The organism is Janthinobacterium sp. 1_2014MBL_MicDiv (assembly GCF_001865675.1).
In the GTDB taxonomy this organism is placed as follows: domain Bacteria; phylum Pseudomonadota; class Gammaproteobacteria; order Burkholderiales; family Burkholderiaceae_D; genus Janthinobacterium.
Genome location: NZ_CP011319.1, coordinates 3,396,597 through 3,414,730, shown reverse-complemented (window position 1 = coordinate 3,414,730; position 18,134 = coordinate 3,396,597). Strand labels below are relative to the sequence as shown.

17 protein-coding genes are annotated in these 18,134 nt (G+C 61.6%); 16 read left to right on the top strand and 1 reads right to left on the bottom strand.

The window, feature by feature from the left end; all coding sequences use genetic code 11:
* Positions 1–96: 96 nt before the first annotated feature.
* The 12 genes from uppS (at position 97) to YQ44_RS14650 (ending at position 12,265) form a co-directional block, all read left to right on the top strand.
* Positions 97–864: a polyprenyl diphosphate synthase gene (gene uppS, locus YQ44_RS14705; RefSeq protein WP_071324025.1), complete on the top strand. Its 768-nt coding sequence runs from the start codon at positions 97–99 to the stop codon at positions 862–864.
* Positions 864–1,697, top strand: a complete 834-nt coding sequence (locus YQ44_RS14700; protein WP_071324024.1) for a phosphatidate cytidylyltransferase — start codon at positions 864–866, stop codon at positions 1,695–1,697. Before uppS ends, YQ44_RS14700 begins: the two co-directional genes overlap by 1 nt.
* An 11-nt stretch (positions 1,698–1,708) precedes the next feature.
* Positions 1,709–2,893 carry a 1-deoxy-D-xylulose-5-phosphate reductoisomerase gene (gene ispC, locus YQ44_RS14695; protein ID WP_071324023.1) on the top strand — a complete coding sequence of 395 codons (1,185 nt, stop codon included), beginning with the start codon at positions 1,709–1,711 and terminating at the stop codon, positions 2,891–2,893.
* Entirely contained in the window at positions 2,890–4,251 is a 1,362-nt protein-coding gene (rseP, locus tag YQ44_RS14690) for an RIP metalloprotease RseP (protein WP_071324022.1), read from the top strand. Before ispC ends, rseP begins: the two co-directional genes overlap by 4 nt.
* A gap of 82 nt (positions 4,252–4,333) precedes the next feature.
* A complete protein-coding gene (gene bamA / locus YQ44_RS14685; protein ID WP_071324021.1) occupies positions 4,334–6,670 on the top strand; it encodes an outer membrane protein assembly factor BamA in 2,337 nt (778 codons plus the stop codon).
* A 51-nt stretch (positions 6,671–6,721) separates the two neighbouring features.
* Positions 6,722–7,240 (top strand): OmpH family outer membrane protein, encoded by a 519-nt coding sequence (locus tag YQ44_RS14680; protein ID WP_071324020.1) that lies wholly within the window; start codon positions 6,722–6,724, stop codon positions 7,238–7,240.
* Between the two features lie 76 nt (positions 7,241–7,316).
* Complete coding sequence (gene lpxD / locus YQ44_RS14675) at positions 7,317–8,372, top strand: UDP-3-O-(3-hydroxymyristoyl)glucosamine N-acyltransferase (RefSeq protein ID WP_071324019.1); 1,056 nt, start codon at positions 7,317–7,319, stop codon at positions 8,370–8,372.
* Complete coding sequence (gene fabZ / locus YQ44_RS14670) at positions 8,369–8,863, top strand: 3-hydroxyacyl-ACP dehydratase FabZ (protein ID WP_071324018.1); 495 nt, start codon at positions 8,369–8,371, stop codon at positions 8,861–8,863. The genes lpxD and fabZ overlap by 4 nt, the downstream gene beginning before the upstream one ends.
* 1 nt (position 8,864) lies before the next feature.
* Positions 8,865–9,653, top strand: coding sequence for an acyl-ACP--UDP-N-acetylglucosamine O-acyltransferase (lpxA, locus tag YQ44_RS14665; RefSeq protein ID WP_071324017.1), 789 nt, complete (start codon positions 8,865–8,867; stop codon positions 9,651–9,653).
* A complete protein-coding gene (lpxB, locus tag YQ44_RS14660) occupies positions 9,637–10,812 on the top strand; it encodes a lipid-A-disaccharide synthase (protein ID WP_071324016.1) in 1,176 nt (391 codons plus the stop codon). Before lpxA ends, lpxB begins: the two co-directional genes overlap by 17 nt.
* Positions 10,813–10,844: 32 nt before the next feature.
* Positions 10,845–11,483 carry a ribonuclease HII gene (rnhB, locus tag YQ44_RS14655; protein ID WP_071324015.1) on the top strand — a complete coding sequence of 213 codons (639 nt, stop codon included), beginning with the start codon at positions 10,845–10,847 and terminating at the stop codon, positions 11,481–11,483.
* The gene (locus YQ44_RS14650; RefSeq protein WP_071324014.1) at positions 11,480–12,265 is read left to right on the top strand and encodes a TrmH family RNA methyltransferase; all 786 of its coding nucleotides are present in this window, start codon (positions 11,480–11,482) and stop codon (positions 12,263–12,265) included. The genes rnhB and YQ44_RS14650 overlap by 4 nt, the downstream gene beginning before the upstream one ends.
* Before the next feature lie 63 nt (positions 12,266–12,328).
* Here the strand turns inward: YQ44_RS14650 and ppsR are convergent, their stop codons facing one another.
* Positions 12,329–13,177 carry a posphoenolpyruvate synthetase regulatory kinase/phosphorylase PpsR gene (ppsR, locus tag YQ44_RS14645; protein WP_071324013.1) on the bottom strand — a complete coding sequence of 283 codons (849 nt, stop codon included), beginning with the start codon at positions 13,175–13,177 and terminating at the stop codon, positions 12,329–12,331.
* A gap of 152 nt (positions 13,178–13,329) precedes the next feature.
* Between ppsR and ppsA the strand changes: the two genes are divergently transcribed.
* The 4 genes from ppsA to YQ44_RS14625 all read left to right on the top strand — a co-directional run bounded on the left by ppsA (position 13,330) and on the right by YQ44_RS14625 (position 18,008).
* The gene (gene ppsA, locus YQ44_RS14640) at positions 13,330–15,759 is read left to right on the top strand and encodes a phosphoenolpyruvate synthase (RefSeq protein ID WP_071326512.1); all 2,430 of its coding nucleotides are present in this window, start codon (positions 13,330–13,332) and stop codon (positions 15,757–15,759) included.
* A gap of 169 nt (positions 15,760–15,928) precedes the next feature.
* Positions 15,929–16,426 carry a Dps family protein gene (locus YQ44_RS14635; protein WP_071324012.1) on the top strand — a complete coding sequence of 166 codons (498 nt, stop codon included), beginning with the start codon at positions 15,929–15,931 and terminating at the stop codon, positions 16,424–16,426.
* Positions 16,427–16,631: 205 nt separating this feature from the next.
* Positions 16,632–17,048, top strand: coding sequence for an NfeD family protein (locus YQ44_RS14630; RefSeq protein WP_071324011.1), 417 nt, complete (start codon positions 16,632–16,634; stop codon positions 17,046–17,048).
* Between the two features lie 15 nt (positions 17,049–17,063).
* Positions 17,064–18,008: an SPFH domain-containing protein gene (locus YQ44_RS14625; protein ID WP_071324010.1), complete on the top strand. Its 945-nt coding sequence runs from the start codon at positions 17,064–17,066 to the stop codon at positions 18,006–18,008.
* The last annotated feature ends 126 nt before the right edge of the window (positions 18,009–18,134 follow it).

Sequence of the window (18,134 nt, the reverse complement as noted above, 5' to 3'; positions counted from 1 at the left end):
TCAGCTTCTTCCAGACTGCCCGGGAAAGCATGGCTTTTCCGGGCAGTGCTATTTGGCGCATAATAGCTATCTTTTATTTTTGGCATTAACGTTTTCATGATCTATTCGAGTTCGACAACGGCAGTACCCGAGGTGGGCACGGTGCCGCGCCATGTGGCAATCATTATGGATGGCAATGGTCGCTGGGCAACCAAGCGCTTCCTGCCCCGCGTGGCCGGTCACGTCAAGGGCGCCGAGGCCGTGCGCGGCGTCGTCGAGGCGTGTCTCGCACGGGGCGTCGGCTACCTGACCCTGTTTGCCTTCAGTTCGGAAAACTGGCGTCGCCCGGAAGAGGAAGTGTCGATGCTGATGCGCCTGTTCGTCACCATGCTCGAACGCGAAGTGGTGAAGATGCACGCCAATGATATCCGCCTGAAAGTGGTGGGCGACCTGTCGCGCTTCAATGAGCAGCTGCAATCGCTGATCGCCGATGCCGAGCGCAAGACGGCGCGCAACACACGTCTGACGGTGACCATCTGCGCCAATTATGGCGGACGCTGGGACATCATGCAGGCGGTGAATAAAATGACGGTAGAGCCAGCCACCAGTGGCCAGGCTGCCGGACATGCCTACACGGAAGAGCAGCTGGCGCCACATCTGGCGATGGCGTATGCGCCCGAGCCTGACCTGTTTATCCGCACGGGCGGCGAACAGCGTATTTCCAACTTCCTGCTGTGGCAACTGGCGTACACTGAGTTGTTTTTTACCGATACCTTCTGGCCCGACTTCAATGGCGACAGCCTTGACGCGGCAATCGCCTCTTACCAGCAGCGCGAACGGCGCTTTGGCCGTACCAGCGCGCAATTAACCGAAAAGACAAACTGATGCTGAAAACACGGATAATCACCGCCCTGGTCTTGTTGGCGGTCTTGCTGCCGGTTCTGTATCTGAATTATTTCCCCGCCTTCGCCGTGATCGCCACGGCGTTCTTCGGCGCCGCCGTCTGGGAAAGCTTCCGCATCTTCAAAAATCGCCAGGCGCTGCTGATCGCCGCCGTCTGGACCGCCGCCTTCGCCTATACGTTTTTTGTCGGCAACGGCATGGCGCAGCTCAATTTCTGGTTCGCGCTCTGCGTGGCCATCTGGCTGATCCGTTTCGTGCCGTCGCTGGCGACGGGCTTGCCCCCGACCGAGGGCCTGGGCAATACCTTGCTCAGCCTCGTGTATCCGGTGACCATCGTCGGCTGCTTCGTCGCCATCATCGCCTTGTTCCTGCATAGCCCTTTGTACCTGCTGTCCGTGATGGCCCTCGTATGGATCGCCGATATCGGCGCCTATTTCTCGGGCAAGGCTTTCGGCAAGCGCAAGCTGGCGCCAAGTATTTCCCCAGGGAAATCCTGGGAAGGTGCCATCGGCGGCGGCATCGCCGTGCTGGTCATTTCCGCCATCACCATCGTTGCCGCGCCATCGCTGCCGGTCCTGCAAGACACCTTCGCCGTGCAGCTGCAACTGCGCCGCGGCTGGCTGGTGGCCTTGCTGGTGCTGCTGCTGGTCGTTGCCGCCAGCATCGTCGGCGACCTGTTCGAATCCCAATTGAAACGCCGCGCCGGCATCAAGGACAGCAGCAACCTGCTGCCTGGCCATGGCGGCGTACTTGACCGTATCGACGCGTTGATCCCGGTCTTGCCGTTCGCCGCCCTGGTGGCCAGCTGGCTTTAAGGAACTCTTTCATGCAATACATCACCATCCTTGGTGCGACCGGCTCGATCGGCGTCTCCACGCTGGACGTGCTCGCGCGTCATCCCGATCAATACAGCGTGTACGCGCTGAGTGCGCACAGCAAGGTGGCCGAACTGGCCGCCCAGTGCGTGCAGTTCCGTCCGCAGCGCGCCGTCGTCGGCACGGCGGCCGCCGCGCTTGAGCTGACCCGTCTGCTGCGCGGGCAGGGCGTGTCCACCGAAGTCGAGTACGGCGTGGACGCCCTGTGCGCCATCGCCAGCGCGCCGCAGGTCACGGGCGTGATGGCGGCCATCGTCGGCGCGGCCGGCCTGGCGCCCACTCTGGCGGCGGCACGTGCCGGCAAGAAAGTATTGCTGGCGAACAAGGAAGCGCTGGTCATGTCCGGCCAGCTGTTCATCGACGCCGCACACGACAACGGCGCCGTGCTGCTGCCGATCGACAGCGAGCACAACGCCATCTTCCAGTGCCTGCCGCATGGCCATGGCCGCGCGCCTGGCGCCGCTGGCGTGGCGAAGATCGTGCTGACGGCTTCCGGCGGCCCTTTCCTCACGCGCGACGTCGAGACGCTCGACAAGGTCACGCCCGACCAGGCGTGCAAGCATCCGACCTGGGCCATGGGGCGCAAGATTTCCGTCGATTCGGCCACCATGATGAACAAGGGCTTGGAAGTGATCGAGGCGCACTGGCTGTTCGGCGCGCCGGCGGAGCAGATCGAGGTGCTGATCCACCCGCAAAGCGTGATCCATTCGATGGTGTCGTATATCGACGGTTCCGTGCTGGCCCAGCTGGGCAATCCGGACATGCGCACGCCGATCGCGCACGCGCTGGCCTATCCGCAGCGTATCGCTTCTGGCGTGGCGCAGCTTGACCTGGCGCAAGTGGCCACCCTGCAGTTCGAACGTCCCGATTTCCGCCGTTTCCCCTGCCTGGCGCTCGCGTATGACGCCTTGCGCGCGGGCGGCACGGCGCCGGCCCTGCTGAACGCGGCCAATGAAGTGGCCGTGCAAGCCTTCCTCGACCTGCAGATCGGCTTCCGCCAGATCGACCGCGTGATTGCGCATGTGATCGAGACGGTGCCGCATGGCGCCGCTTCCAGCATCGAGGCCGTGATCGAACAGGACCGCCTGGCCCGGGTGGCGGCGCAGGCGTATATCGCCGGCAGGCTGGCCGCATGACGCTCATTACCACCTTGCTGGCGTTTATCGTCGCGCTCGGTTCGCTGATTACCCTGCATGAGCTGGGCCACTACCTGGTGGCGCGCTGGTGCGGCGTGAAGGTGCTGCGTTTTTCCATCGGCATGGGGAAAGTGGTGTATTCGCGCAAGTTTGGCAAGGACCAGACGGAATGGGCCATTTCCGCGCTGCCGCTGGGCGGCTATGTGAGCATGCTCGACAGCCGTGCGCAGGACTTGAGCGGCTTGCCGGAAAGCGAATTGCGCCGCGAATTCACACGCCAGAGCGTGTGGCGCCGCATCGCCATCGTGGCCGCCGGCCCGCTGGCCAATTTCCTCGTCGCCATCGTGCTGTACGCGGGCCTGTTCATGCATGGCATCGAAGAGCCATCGAGCAAGCTCGGTTCCGTGGCGGAACAGACGGCCGCCTACACGGCGGGCCTGCGCAGCGGCGACACGGTCGAGAGCGTGAATGGCAAGGCCGTGGCCAGCTGGTCCGAGCTGCGCTGGGAACTGATCCAGGCCGCGCTCGACAAGCAGCAGGCGCGCATCGAAGTACGCCGGCCCGACCGCGGCGTGCAGGAAGCGAACCTGCCGACGGCCAGCCTGACGGAAGCGGATCTGGAAGGCGACGTGCTGGGCAAGCTGGGCCTGACCCTGGCCCGCTCTGCGCCGACCATGATGGAAATCATGCCCGGTGGCGCCGCCGCGCGCGCCGGTTTGCAGAAGGACGACCAGATCCTGGCCATCGACGGCAAGCCCGTGCAGGACGTCGCTGCCATCATCGATATCCTGAGCCGCGCGCCGGGCCGGACCCTGCAATTGCAACTGCTGCGTCAAGGGCGGGACTTGAACCTGTCCATCACGCCCGAAGCCGTGCCGGGCGCCGGTGCCGGGGGAGCTGTAACAGTTGGTAAGATCCAGGCGAAGCTGGGCCAGGTGCCGGATATGATCACCGTGGCATCGGGACCGTTCGCCGCCGTGGGCAAGGCCACCACCAAGGTATGGGATACCAGCGTGATGAGCCTGAAAATGCTGGGTAAAATGATCACCGGCCAGGTTTCGCTGAAGAATGTGACGGGGCCGATTACCATCGCCGATTACGCGGGCCAGACGGCGCGCATCGGCCTGATAAGCTACCTGAGCTTCATCGCCTTCATCAGTATCAGTCTGGGCGTGATGAATTTGCTACCCATTCCTGTTCTGGATGGCGGGCATTTGCTGTATTATTCGCTGGAAGTTTTGACCGGACGCCCCTTGCCGGAGCGCGTAGGCGAGATTGCCCAACGCCTGGGGATCGGTCTGTTGCTGACCTTGATGGTGCTTGCCGTCTTCAATGACGTATTGCGGCTGATTAATTAAAGCGATGGTTGATGCCATTGAGTGAGTCGCACAAGCAATCTTTTGTGTATGTTGTCCATTGATTTACCATTGAATAACCCCAATGAAATTACATTCTGCTCGTTTTGCCTTGCCTTCCTTTCGCCGCAGCCTGATCGGCGCTGCCGTCATGGCCTTCTGTGCCGGCCACGCGCTGGCCGTCCAGCCGTTCACTGTCAAGGACATCCGGGTCGAAGGGATCCAGCGTACCGAAGCGGGCACTGTCTTCAGCTATCTGCCGGTGCGGGTCGGCGAGACGTTCTCCGACGAGAAGAGCGTTGCCGCCATCAAGGCCCTGTATGCGACGGGTTTCTTCAAGGATGTGCGCCTGGAAGTCGATGGCGACGTGCTGGTGGTGCTGGTCGAGGAACGCCCGGCCATCGCTTCGGTGGAATTTACCGGCACCAAGGAATTTGAAAAAGACGTGCTGGTCAAGGCACTCAAGGAGATTGGCGTGGGTGAAGCCAAGATCTTCGACAAGGCGTCCGTCGACCGCGCGGAACAGGAACTCAAGCGCCAGTACCTGTCGCATGGCCTGTACGGCGTGAAGATCACCACCACCGTCACGCCGATCGAGCGCAACCGCGTCAACGTGGTATTCGCCGTCGACGAGGGCGACGTGGCCCGCATCAAGCAGATCAACATTGTCGGCAACAAGGCGTTTTCGGACAAGGAATTGCGCGAGCAGCTGGCCCTGAACACGGGCGGCTGGTTCAGCTGGTACACCAAGGCCGACCAGTATTCGAAGACCAAGCTGACGGGCGATATTGAATCGCTTAAGTCCTACTACCTCGATCGCGGCTATATCGAGATGCAGGTCGATTCGACCCAGGTCTCCATCACGCCCGATAAAAAAGATATCTACCTGACGATCAATATCACCGAAGGCGAGAAATACAAGATCGCCGGCACCAAGTTCGAAGGCGAGATGTTCGGCCGCGAAGAAGAGCTGAAGGCCCTGAACCTGATGCGCGAAGGCGAGATCTATTCCGGCGCGCGCCTGACGGCGACGAACAAGCGCATCCAGGACCGCCTGGCCACGTTCGGCTACGCCTTTGCCAACGTCAACGCCAATCCCGAGATCAACCGCGAAAAGCATGAAGTGGGCTTTACCTTCTTCATCGATCCGGGCAAGCGCGTCTACGTGCGCCACATGAATATCGCCGGCAATACCACTACGCGCGATGAAGTCATCCGCCGCGAATTCCGCCAGTTCGAATCGTCCTGGTACGACAGCAACAAGATCAAGCTGTCGCGCGACCGCGTCGACCGCCTCGGCTACTTCAAGGACGTGACCATCGACACGCCGGAAGCGCAGGGCACCAACGACCAGGTCGACGTCAACGTGACGGTGGTGGAAAAACCGACCGGCAACTTCCTGATCGGCGGCGCGTTCTCGCAATCGGAAAAATTCACGCTGTCGGCCTCGATTTCCCAGGCCAACTTCGCCGGTAGCGGCAACACGGTCGGCATCGAACTCAATACCAGCCATTACAGCCGCACCATCGCGTTTTCGCAAACCAATCCGTATTACACGGATGACGGCATCTCGCGCAGCTTCGAAGTCTACCTGCGCACGACGGAACCACCGGCGCTGAACATCGGCAGCTACAAGATCAAGCAGACCGGTGGTCGCGTCAGTTTCGGCGTGCCGTTCTCGGAAATGGATACCGTCTTCTTCGGTATCGGCGCCGAGCGCTCGCGTATCGAAACGGATCAAACCAGCCCGCTGCGCTTCCGCCAGTATGTGATCGACAACGGCGGCCCGTCCGATGGTATCGGTTCGGCCACCACCAACTCGATCCCGCTGACGGCCGCATGGCAGCGCGACAGCCGCGACAGCGCCCTGACGCCATCGATCGGCCGCTACCAGCGCATCAATCTGGAGGCTGACCTGATCGGCGACCAGAAATACTTCCGTGCCATCTATGAGCACCAGTATTTCCGTCCGCTGTTCAGCAAGGTCACGCTGGCCCTGAAGGGCGAGATCGACTACGGCCATGGCATCGGCAACCACGTCTATCCGGTCTTCAAGAACTTCTACGGCGGCGGTATCGGTTCCGTGCGCGGCTACCTGAGTTCCTCGCTGGGCGCGGTCGAGCCGTCCACCAACGATGCACTGGGCGGCGCTTCGCGCCTGATCGCCAACGCGGAGCTGCAGATGCCATTCCCCGGTTCGGGCAATGACCGCAGCCTGCGCTGGTTCGGTTTCCTCGACGGCGGCCAGGTCTACCAGGAAGGCGAAAAAATGCGTATTTCGCAAATGCGCTATTCTGCTGGCTTGGGGATCAGCTGGATTTCACCGGTGGGCCCGCTCAAGCTGAGCTATGCCAAGCCGCTGAACGCCAAGCCGACCGACCGCCTGGAGCGCTTCCAGTTCCAGATGGGTACCGGTTTCTAACCGGCCCTCTGGACCCGGGCGCCAGCTTTTACTTTTTGACCATGGAGTATCATGAACACCGCATCCGCTACCCTGCCCAAGTCCCTTGCCGTGATTGCATTGTGCTGGAGTTCGCTGTTGCCGGTGCAGGCGCAGGCTCAGGAGTCGAAGATCGCCTGGATCAGCAGCGAACGTATTTATAACGAATCGAGGCTGGCCAAGCTGGCCAGCGCCAAGCTGGCCGAAGAATTCCGCTCGCGCGAAAAGGCCGTGCAGGAACTGGCTGCCCGCTTCAAGGTGGCCAACGAGGCGCTGGAAAAGGACATGCCGACCCTGAGCGAGGCGGAGCGCGCCAAGCGCCAGCGCGAATTTTTCGAGCTGGACAAGGAATTGCAGCGCCGCCAGCGCGAATTCCGTGAAGACCTGAGCCAGCGCACGAATGAAGAGCGCAGCGCCATCGCGGAAAAAGCCAACACCATCATCCAGCAGATGGCGCATATCGAAGGGTATGACATCGTGCTGCAGGAAGCCCTGTGGGCCAGTCCGCGCATCGACATTACCGACAAGGTCTTGAAGGCGCTGGACAAGTAACTGTAATAGTTTTACGCCTGACAGTGCATGCGCTGCGTGCATTGTCAGGCGTATTTATATTTATAAAGGTAATCAGATGGGCACTCGACTAGGAGATTTGGTCGAACGCTTCGGCGGGCAGTTGGCGGGCGAACCTGACCTGGAAGTCACGGGTATCGCGCCGCTGGCCGACGCCGGCGCTTCGCACATCAGCTTTCTCAGCAACAGCAAATTCCGCGCGCAGGCCGCCCAGAGCGGCGCTGCCGCGCTGATCCTCACGCCGGCCGACGATGCGCTGATCGGCGCCGAGTACGCCGGCGCGCGCATCGTCACCCCGAATCCCTATGTGTATTTCGCGCGCGCGGCGCAGTATTTCGCCGCCCAGCATGAAATCAAGGCGCCGGTGGGCATCCATCCGAGCGCCTTTGTCGACGCGGAAGCGCAGGTGAACGCCAGCGCATCCATCGGCGCGCACGCCGTGATCGAAGCGGGCGCCGTGGTGCACGCCGGCTGCGTCATCGGCCCTGGCTGCGTCGTGGGCCGCGACGCCGTCATCGGCGCCGGCACCCAGTTGTTCGCCAACGTGACCTTCCATGCGCGCTGCGTGATCGGCCAGCGCGGCATCATCCATTCGGGCGCCGTGATCGGCACCGACGGTTTCGGCTTCGCCAACGAAGGCGGCGTATATATCAAGATTCCGCAGACGGGCAGGGTGGTGATCGGTGACGATGTCGATATCGGCGCCAATACCACCATCGACCGCGGCGCACTGGCCGACACCATCATCGAAGATGGCGTCAAGCTGGATAACCAGATCCAGATCGGCCACAACTGCCATATCGGCGCGCATACGGCCATGGCCGGCTGCGTCGGCGTGGCCGGCAGCGCCGTCATCGGCAAGTACTGCACCTTTGGCGGCGCCGCCATGGTGCTGGGCCATTTGACGATCGCCGACCGCGTCCACGTCGGCTCGGGCAGCATGGTGTCGCGCTCGATCGCGGAACCGGGCCAGTACACGGGTTTTTATCCGCTGGCCAAGAACGCCGACTGGGAAAAGAGCGCCGCCATCGTGCGCAACCTGTCAAGCATGCGCGAGAAAATCCGCGCGCTTGAAAAAACAATTAAAACACTGACCACGCAAGACGAAAAATGACTACTGAAAAAAAGACCCTCGACATCCTGGCCATCAAATCGCTGCTGCCGCACCGCTATCCGCTGCTGCTGGTCGACCGCGTGCTGGACTGGGAAGCGAACAAATCCATCACCGCCATCAAGAACGTGACGGTCAATGAAGAGTTCTTCCAGGGCCACTTCCCGCACAAGCCGGTCATGCCTGGCGTGCTGATGATCGAAGCGCTGGCGCAGACGGCGGCCTTGCTGTCGTTCCTGACGATGGGCGTCAAGCCCGATGAGAATTCGGTGGTGTACTTCGTCGGCATCGACAATGCGCGTTTCAAGCGTCCTGTCGAACCGGGCGACCAGCTGAAGATGGACGTCGAAATCCTGCGCGTCTCGCGCGGCATCTGGAAATACAAGGCGGTCGGCTCGGTCGACGGCAAGGTCGCGCTGGAAGCGGAACTGATGTGCACCATCCGCAGCGCGCAGGATGCAAGCCAGTCTGCGAGCCAGCCAGCGGGGCAGTAACATGGCGGCCATCCACTCCACGGCAGTGATCGATCCGAAGGCCGAGCTCGACAGCTCGGTCGAAGTGGGCCCGTATTCCATCATCGGTCCGCACGTGCGCATCGGCGCCGGCACCAAGGTCGGCCCGCATGTGGTGATCGACGGCCACACGACGATAGGCGTTGACAACCACCTGTTCCAGTTTTCCTCCATCGGCGCGCAGCCGCAGGATAAAAAATGGGCGGGCGAGGCGACGCGCCTGGAAATCGGCGACCGCAACACCATCCGCGAGTTCTGCACCTTCAACACCGGCACGGTGCAGGGCGGCGGCGTCACGCGCCTGGGCAACGACAACTGGATCTCGGCGTATGTGCACCTGGCGCACGATTGCCTGGTGGGCAACAACACCATCTTTTCGAACAATGCCCAACTGGCGGGCCACGTGGAGATCGGCGACTGGGTCATCATGAGCGGCTTCGCCAATGTGCACCAGTTCTGCAAGATTGGCGCGCATGCCTTCGTCGGCATGAGTACCAGCCTGACGCAGGACGTGCCGCCGTTCGTGCTGCTGAGCGGTAATCCGGCGCAGGCCCATGGCGTGAACATCGAAGGCTTGAAACGCCGCGGCTTTACGCGCGAGCAGATCAACGGCGTGCGCACCGCGTACAAGCTGATCTACCGCTCCGGGCTGACCCTGGAAGAAGCCAAGGCGGCCCTGTTCGAAGAAGAAGTGGCCTCGCCCGAAGCGGCGCCGCACATACGCGCCATGCGCGAATTCCTTGGCGTGGCGTCGCGTGGCATCGTCCGCTGACCAGGCAGGCGGCCTCTCGGTCGCCATCGTCGCCGGCGAGGTGTCGGGCGACCTGCTGGCCAGCCGGCTGCTGTCCGGCCTCGTGCCGCAGCTGCCCGGCGCGCGCTTCCACGGCATCGGCGGCGAGCACATGGCCAGTCAGGGCTTTGTTTCCGACTGGCCGCTGGACAAGCTGACGGTGCGCGGCCTGTTCGAGATCATTCCCCGCTACCGCGAAATCAAGGGCATCCAGAACGCGCTGCGCGACCAGCTGCTGGCCGAGCGTCCCGCCGTCTTCATCGGCGCCGACTATCCCGGCTTTAACCTGGGACTGGAGCAGCAGTTGAAGGAAGGGGGCATCCCCACCGTGCATTACATCGGGCCGCAGATCTGGGCCTGGCGCGGTGGACGCATCAAGAAAATCATCAAGGCTGTTTCGCACATGCTGGTGATCTTCCCCTTCGAGGAAGAGATCTACCGCAAGGCGGGCGTGCCCGTCACCTATGTCGGCCATCCGCTGGCCGAGATGATCCCTTTGCAGCCGGACGAAGCGGCCGCGCGCCGCACCCTGGGCTTGCCCGAGGATGCGAACGTGGTGACCCTGATGCCGGGCAGCCGCATGGGCGAACTCAAATACAATACGGCGGCCTTTGTCGGCGCCTGCAAGCTGCTGCTGGCGCGCGACCGCTCGTTGCGCTTCGTCGCGCCCATGGCTGGCGAGAAGCAGCGCCAGTACTTCCTGCAACTGATTGCCGAAGCGGGCCTGCAGGATGTCGAGATTCTGCTCACCGATGGCGGCTCGCACACGGCCATCTGCGCCGCCGATGCGGTGCTGGTGGCGTCCGGCACGGCCTCGCTGGAAGTGGCGTTGTACAAGAAGCCCATGGTCATCGCCTACAAGATGATGCGGGCGTCGTGGGAAATCATGCGCCACATGGGCTACCAGCCGTGGATAGGCTTGCCGAACATCCTGGCGCGCGACTACCTGGTGCCCGAGCTGCTGCAAAATGCGGCCAGCCCTGAAGCATTGGCCGACGCCATGTGGCGGCAGCTGAGCGACGTGCCAGGGCGCTTGCGCCTGGTGCAGCGCTTCACGGACATGCACCACAGCCTGCTGCGCGACAGCGCGCAGGAAAGCGCCAACGCCGTCATGCAGGTCATCGCCAGTCATCGGAAATAAACCCAGAGCATCGCTTCAATTAAAGAATCAACGTGAAAAATATCTATCCCGGCCTGTTTGACGACTTGCCATTCTCGCTCGACGAAATCGTCTGCGGCGTCGACGAGGCAGGGCGTGGTCCGCTGGCCGGCCCCGTCTTCGCCGCCGCCGTGATCCTCGATCCGAACCAGCCCATCGACGGCTTGCGCGACTCGAAAAAACTCAGCGAAGCCAAGCGCGACTTGCTGGCGCCGCAGATCAGGGCCAAGGCCCTGGCCTGGGCCATTGCCGAAGCGTCGGAAGAGGAAATCGACCGCCTGAATATCCTCCAGGCGTCGATGCTGGCCATGCGCCGCGCCGTCGAGGCGCTGTCCACCGTGCCGACCCTGGCCCTGATCGACGGCAACCGTTGCCCCGTGATGCCGATACGCGGCATGGCGATCATCGGCGGCGACGACAAGGTCGATTCCATCTCTGCCGCCTCGATCCTGGCCAAGACGGCGCGCGACGCCGCCCTCGTGCATTTGCATGCGCAATACCCCGAGTATTGCTTCGACCAGCACAAGGGCTACGGCACCAAGCTGCACCTGGAACGCCTGCACCTGCACGGCGCCTCGCCCGTGCACCGCCGCTCGTTCGCGCCCGTGCGCAATGTGATCGATCTGTTTGGCGCGCAGGAGGTGGTGGCATGAAGACGATCACCTCGCGCGACAACGCGCAATACAAGGATTTGCTGAAGCTGGCGGGCAGTTCGCAGGCGCGGCGCAAGTCGGGCCGCACCTTGCTCGACGGCGTGCACCTGTGCCAGTCGTATCTGCAGCTGCGCGGCATGCCGGAACAGTGCATCGTCAGCGAGAGCGCCTTGCGGAACCCGGAAGTGGCGGACATCGTCGGCCAGCTGGAAAGCCAGCGCGCGCACGTGCTGGGCTTGCCCGACGCGCTGTACCACGCCGTCAGCCAGGTCGAGCACGGCGTGGGCGTGATGTTCCTCATCGAGACGCCGGAGCGGGCCGTCACGCAGCCCGTGTCCGTGTCGGCCGTGCTGCTCGATAACCTGCAAGATCCGGGCAATGTGGGCTCCATCCTGCGCAGCGCGGCCGCCGCCGGCATCACGCAGGTGTATTGCAGCGCCGGCACGGCGTTCTGCTGGTCGCCGAAGGTGCTGCGCGCGGCCATGGGCGCCCATTTCGTGCTCGACATCTTTGAAAACGTCGACCTGGCCGCGCTGGTGGCCGGCGCCAAGGTGGCCACGCTGGCCACCAGCGGCTATGCCACGCAGCGCCTGTACGACGTCGACCTGCGCCAGCCGGTGGCCTGGCTGTTCGGCCACGAAGGGCAGGGCGTCGCCGACGATCTGCTGTCGATGGCGACGCACCAGGTGGTGATTCCCCACCTGGGCCAGATCGAGTCGCTGAATGTGGCCGCCTGCGCCGCCGTCTGCTTCTTCGAGCAGGTGCGCCAGGGCCAGGCGTAGGCATCGCGCGCATGAATGCAAACGGGGCCGCCAGGGCCCCGTTTTTGCGTCGCGCGCCGTGAATTAATATTCGCGGCGGTTCGGCTTGATCTCTTGCAGGATCGTCGTGGAGATCTCTTCGATCGACTTGGTGGTCGACGACAGCCAGCGAATACCTTCGCGCTTCATCATTTTCTCCGCCTCGTTGACCTCGTAGCGGCAGTTTTCAATCGCCGCATACTTGCTTCCAGCCCGTCTTTCGTTGCGTATTTCCGACAAACGTTCGGGCGTAATGCTCAATCCGAAAATTTTATTCTTAAATTCCAGCAGGGCCGATGGCAGCTTTTCGCGCTCGAAATCGTCGGGAATCAGCGGATAATTGGCCGCCTTGATGCCATACTGCATCGCCAGATACAGGCTGGTCGGGGTCTTGCCCGAGCGCGATACACCGACCAGAATGACATCGGCCGATGACAAATTCTTGTGCGACTGGCCATCGTCGTGCGCCAGCGAATAGTTGATCGCCTCGATGCGGTTCTTGTATTCCTCGCTGTCGACGATATTGTGCGAGCGGCCGATGGTATGCGTCGACATCACGCCCAGCTCCTGTTCCAGCGGCGCGACAAAGGTCTGGATCAGGTCCATGTGCATGCCGCTGGACTTGCGGATCACGGCCGACAGGTCATTTTTGACCAGCGTCGAGAAGATGATCGGGCGCTGGCCATCGGCGGCGAAGGCTTCGTTGATCTTGCGCGCCGCCTCGTAGGCCTTGTCCATCGTGTCGATGAAGGGCAGGCGGATCTGTCGGAAGCGCAGGTCGAACTGCGTCAGCACCGAGTGGCCGAACGTTTCGGCGGTGATGCCGGTGCCGTCGGAAACGAAGAAAACGGTACGTGCCGCTGGGGGCAGAGGAGGGCGTGGATCTTGTGTCATGGGTTTTCGGATCGAGATTGTGCGTCGTCAATTTGCGCCGCACAAGGTAAAATGGCTGCAACGGTATGATTGTGCTGCACGACGCCAAGAATAACAAGAAGACTGTCTGTGCGCCGCGCGTAAAGATTTCTATCATCAGTAAGGGTGTCATTATGACCAACGCAGTATCGCAGGAGAAAGACAAGGACGCGGTGTACGTCGCCTCGTTCGAGCATTTGCGCATGACGGATGTCGAATCCGTCGGCGGCAAAAACGCCTCCCTGGGCGAAATGATCAGCCAGCTTGCCGAGGCTGGCGTGCGCGTGCCCGGTGGCTTTGCCACCACGGCACAGGCATTCCGCGACTTCCTGTCGTATAGCGCCAATGGCGGCCTGCCGCTGGCCGAACGCATCGCCCAGCGCCTGGAAGGCCTGGACATCGACGACGTGCGCTCGCTGGCGCAAGCAGGCGCCGAGATCCGTCAATGGATCGTGGAAACCCCATTCCAGCCGCGCCTGGCTGCTGAAATCGACCAGTTCTACGCCAAGCTGGTGGCCGACTCCGACACGGAAATGTCGTTTGCCGTGCGTTCCTCCGCCACGGCGGAAGACTTGCCGGATGCGTCTTTTGCCGGACAGCAAGAAACCTTCCTGAACGTGGTCGGCATCGACAACGTGCTCGACGCGATGAAGCAGGTGTTTGCCTCGCTGTACAACGACCGCGCCATCTCTTACCGCGTGCACAAGGGCTTCACGCACGCTGAAGTGGCGCTGTCCGCTGGCGTGCAGCGCATGGTGCGCTCCGACCTGGGCGCGGCTGGCGTGATGTTTACCATCGACACCGAATCGGGCTTCAAGGACGTGGTGTTCGTCACTTCCAGCTATGGCCTGGGCGAAACCGTGGTGCAGGGCGCCGTCAACCCCGACGAATTCTACGTGCACAAGCCGATGCTGGAAAAGGGCAAGTCGCCCGTGATCCGCCGCAATATCGGCTCGAAGCTGCTGAAAATGGAATTCACGAACGAAGCCAAGGCTGGCCGTTCCGTGAAAACCGTCGACGTGCCCGTCGAAATGCGCAACCGCTACTCGCTGAACGACAGCGAAGTGGTGGAACTGGCGAAATACGCCGTCATCATCGAGAACCACTACGGCCGTCCGATGGACATCGAGTGGGGCAAGGATGGCCGCGACGGCAAGCTGTACATCCTGCAGGCGCGTCCTGAAACCGTCAAGTCGCAGCAAAAGGCGACCGACGTGCAGGAACGCTTCAAGCTGAAAAGCACCGGCACCGTGCTGACCTCCGGCCGCGCCATCGGCCAGAAGATCGGCGCCGGCCCCGTGCGCGTGATCCACGACCCGGCCGACATGGAACGCGTGCAGCCAGGCGACGTGCTCGTTGCCGACATGACGGACCCGAACTGGGAACCGGTCATGAAGCGCGCGTCGGCCATCGTCACCAACCGTGGCGGTCGTACTTGCCACGCAGCAATTATTGCGCGTGAGCTCGGCGTGCCGGCCGTGGTCGGCTGCGGCGACGCGACCGATGTGCTGAAGGATGGCACCTTCGTCACCGTCGTGTGCTCGGAAGGCGACGAAGGCAAGATCTACGATGGCTTGCTGGAAACGGAAGTGTCGGAAGTGTCGCGCGGCGAATTGCCCAAGCTGGACACCAAGATCATGCTCAACGTGGGCAATCCGCAGCTGGCGTTCGATTTCCAGTCCGTGCCGAATGCCGGCGTGGGCCTGGCGCGCCTGGAATTCATCATCAATAACAATATTGGTGTGCACCCGCGCGCGATCCTTGAATACCCGAACATCGACGCCGACCTGAAAAAGGCCGTGGAATCGGTGGCGCGCGGCCATGCCTCGCCAAAAGCGTTCTACATCGACAAGCTGGCCGAAGGCATCGCCACCATCGCCGCCGCCTTCTGGCCGAAAAAAGTCATCGTGCGCCTGTCCGACTTCAAGTCGAACGAGTACAAGAAGCTGATCGGCGGTTCGCGCTACGAGCCGGACGAAGAAAACCCGATGCTGGGCTTCCGCGGCGCGGCGCGCTACCTGTCGGCCGACTTCTCCGAAGCGTTCAACATGGAATGCGAAGCGATGAAGCGCGTGCGCAATGACATGGGCCTGACGAACGTGGAAATCATGGTGCCATTCGTGCGTACCCTGGGCCAGGCCGAGAAAGTCATCGACCTGCTGGCGAAAAACGGCTTGAAGCGCGGCGAGAACGACTTGCGCGTGATCATGATGTGCGAAGTGCCGTCGAACGCCATCCTGGCCGACCAGTTCCTCGACCATTTCGATGGCTTCTCGATCGGCTCGAACGATTTGACCCAGCTGACCCTGGGTCTGGACCGCGATTCCGGCATGGAATTGCTGGCGGCCGATTTCGACGAGCGCGATCCTGCCGTGAAAGCCCTGCTGGCCCTGGCCATCAAGGCTTGCCTGGCACGCGGCAAGTACATCGGCATCTGCGGCCAGGGTCCTTCCGACCATCCGGACTTTGCCGTCTGGCTGATGGAGCAGGGCATCGAATCGATGTCCCTGAATCCGGACTCGGTGATCGACACCTGGCAAAAGCTGGCCGCGCTGAAAGCGTAAGCCTTTTTCCTGCCGCATGAAAAACCCGCTGCCACGCATCTGGCAGCGGGTTTTTTTTATGCCCGTCATGCACGGACGGGCGATCACCATGCCGCGCACGCCTGTATTCGATGAGCTTGCGCCAGATCAGCTAAAATGATTCCACCAATACATTGAAACGGGAGTTCTCATGGCAAGCAAGAAACCGACCAAAGCTGCAAAGATCGATATCGGCATTTCCGAAGCGGACCGCGCGAAGATCGCGGAAGGCCTGTCCGGCCTGCTGGCTGACAGCTATACCCTGTACTTGATGACCCACAACTTTCACTGGAACGTCAAGGGCCCGATGTTCAACACCTTGCACCTGATGTTCATGACGCAATACACGGAACAATGGGGCGCGCTGGACCTGATCGCCGAACGTATCCGCGCGCTCGGCTATCCGGCGCCCGGCACTTACAAGGAATTCGTCAAGCTCGCTTCGATCAAGGAAATCGATGGCGTGCCGCCGGCGCTGGACATGGTCAGCCACCTGGTGGCGGCACAGGAGGCGACCGCGCGCACGGCGCGCCGCTTGTTCCCGCTGCTGGAAAAGGCCAATGACCAGCCGACGGCCGACCTGATCACGCAACGCCTGGACCTGCATGAAAAGACGGCGTGGATGCTGCGCAGCCTGCTCGAAGAGTAAGCTAGCCGGCCATCCTGCCGGGCCTGCGCGCCTGATATGCGGCGGCAAACCGGCCGCCGCCTATTGACGCCATCAGGAATTGCGTTAGACTGCCTGTATATAGGTGTATGGCAAGAATAAAATCAGGCAGTGCTGCGCATTAAACCCCGTCGCTTATATAGGCTGCGGGGTTTTTTATTTTGGGATTTGTATAGACGGAGGCATCATGGCTGAATGGGTGGGCTGGTTTGTGGCGGCTGGCGCGGTATTGATCCTGGAGCTATTCACAGGCACGTTTTATCTGCTGATGATCGCCATCGGCATCAGTGCAGGGGGATTGATGGCGCTGGCGGGCGCGAATGGCAGCTGGCAGGCTGTGACGGCCGCGCTTGTCGGCGTGGCTGCGACGCTGTTATTGCGGCGCAGCCGTTTTGGCAAGGCTGTGCGTCGTGATGTGGCGCAGGATCCGAATGTGAATATCGATATCGGCCAAAGCGTGGCGGTCACGCATTGGGTCGATGGCGCGGCGCGCGTCATGTATCGCGGTGCCTTGTGGGATGTGGAGTTGATACCCGGCAGCGATACGCAGGCCGGCCATTACACCATACGTGCCGTGCGCGGCAGCCGTTTGATCGTTGGATAACCTGGAGAGTAGATTATGGAAGTAAGCATCGGAAGCGTGACGCTGATCTTGTTATTGCTGGCATTGGTTTTTGTCTTCAAGACGGTGAATGTGGTGCCACAGCAGCACGCCTGGGTCGTCGAGCGCCTGGGTAAATTCCACGCGGTATTGGGACCTGGCCTGAATATTGTCGTGCCTTTTGTCGACCGTATCGCCTACAAGCACGTGCTCAAGGAAATTCCGCTCGACGTGCCGCCGCAGGTTTGCATCACGCGCGACAATACGCAATTGCAGGTCGATGGTATTCTGTATTTCCAGATCACCGACGCCATGCGCGCTTCGTATGGCTCGTCGAACTATATTGCCGCCATCACGCAGTTGGCGCAAACGACCTTGCGTTCGGTGATCGGTAAAATGGAGCTCGACAAGACATTTGAGGAGCGCGATCATATCAATACGGCCATCGTGAATGCCATCGATGAATCCGCGGCCAATTGGGGCGTGAAAGTATTGCGCTATGAAATCAAGGATTTGACGCCGCCAAAAGAGATCCTGCATGCGATGCAGGCGCAAATTACAGCCGAGCGTGAAAAGCGCGCGCTGATTGCCGCTTCGGAGGGGCGCAAGCAGGAACAGATCAATATCGCCAGTGGCGAACGTGAGGCGGCGATTGCCCGATCTGAGGGCGAGAAGCAGGCGTCCATCAATCGCGCCGAAGGGCAGGCTACGGCCATCGTGGCGCTGGCGCAGGCCAGTGCGGAAGCATTGCGCCAGGTGGGCGCCGCCATTCGCGAACCGGGTGGCGAGGATGCCGTCAATTTGAAAGTTGCCGAACAGTATGTAGGCGCGTTTGCGCAATTGGCGAAAACGAATAACTCGATTATCGTACCGGCCAACCTGGGCGACATGAGTGGTTTGATCGCGACGGCGATGCAAGTGGTGAAGAGCCAGAAGCCGAAAAGCGGCGTGGCCATTCCCTGAGTATCGGAGCTGACTAGTTATTCAATAGTGTGTGATTTGGCAATACCGCCCGCTTAATAGCGGGCGGTTTGCATTTGGGGAGCGGGACAGGGGAGCAATACCGCATGATGCAGGCAGGCTGCATCC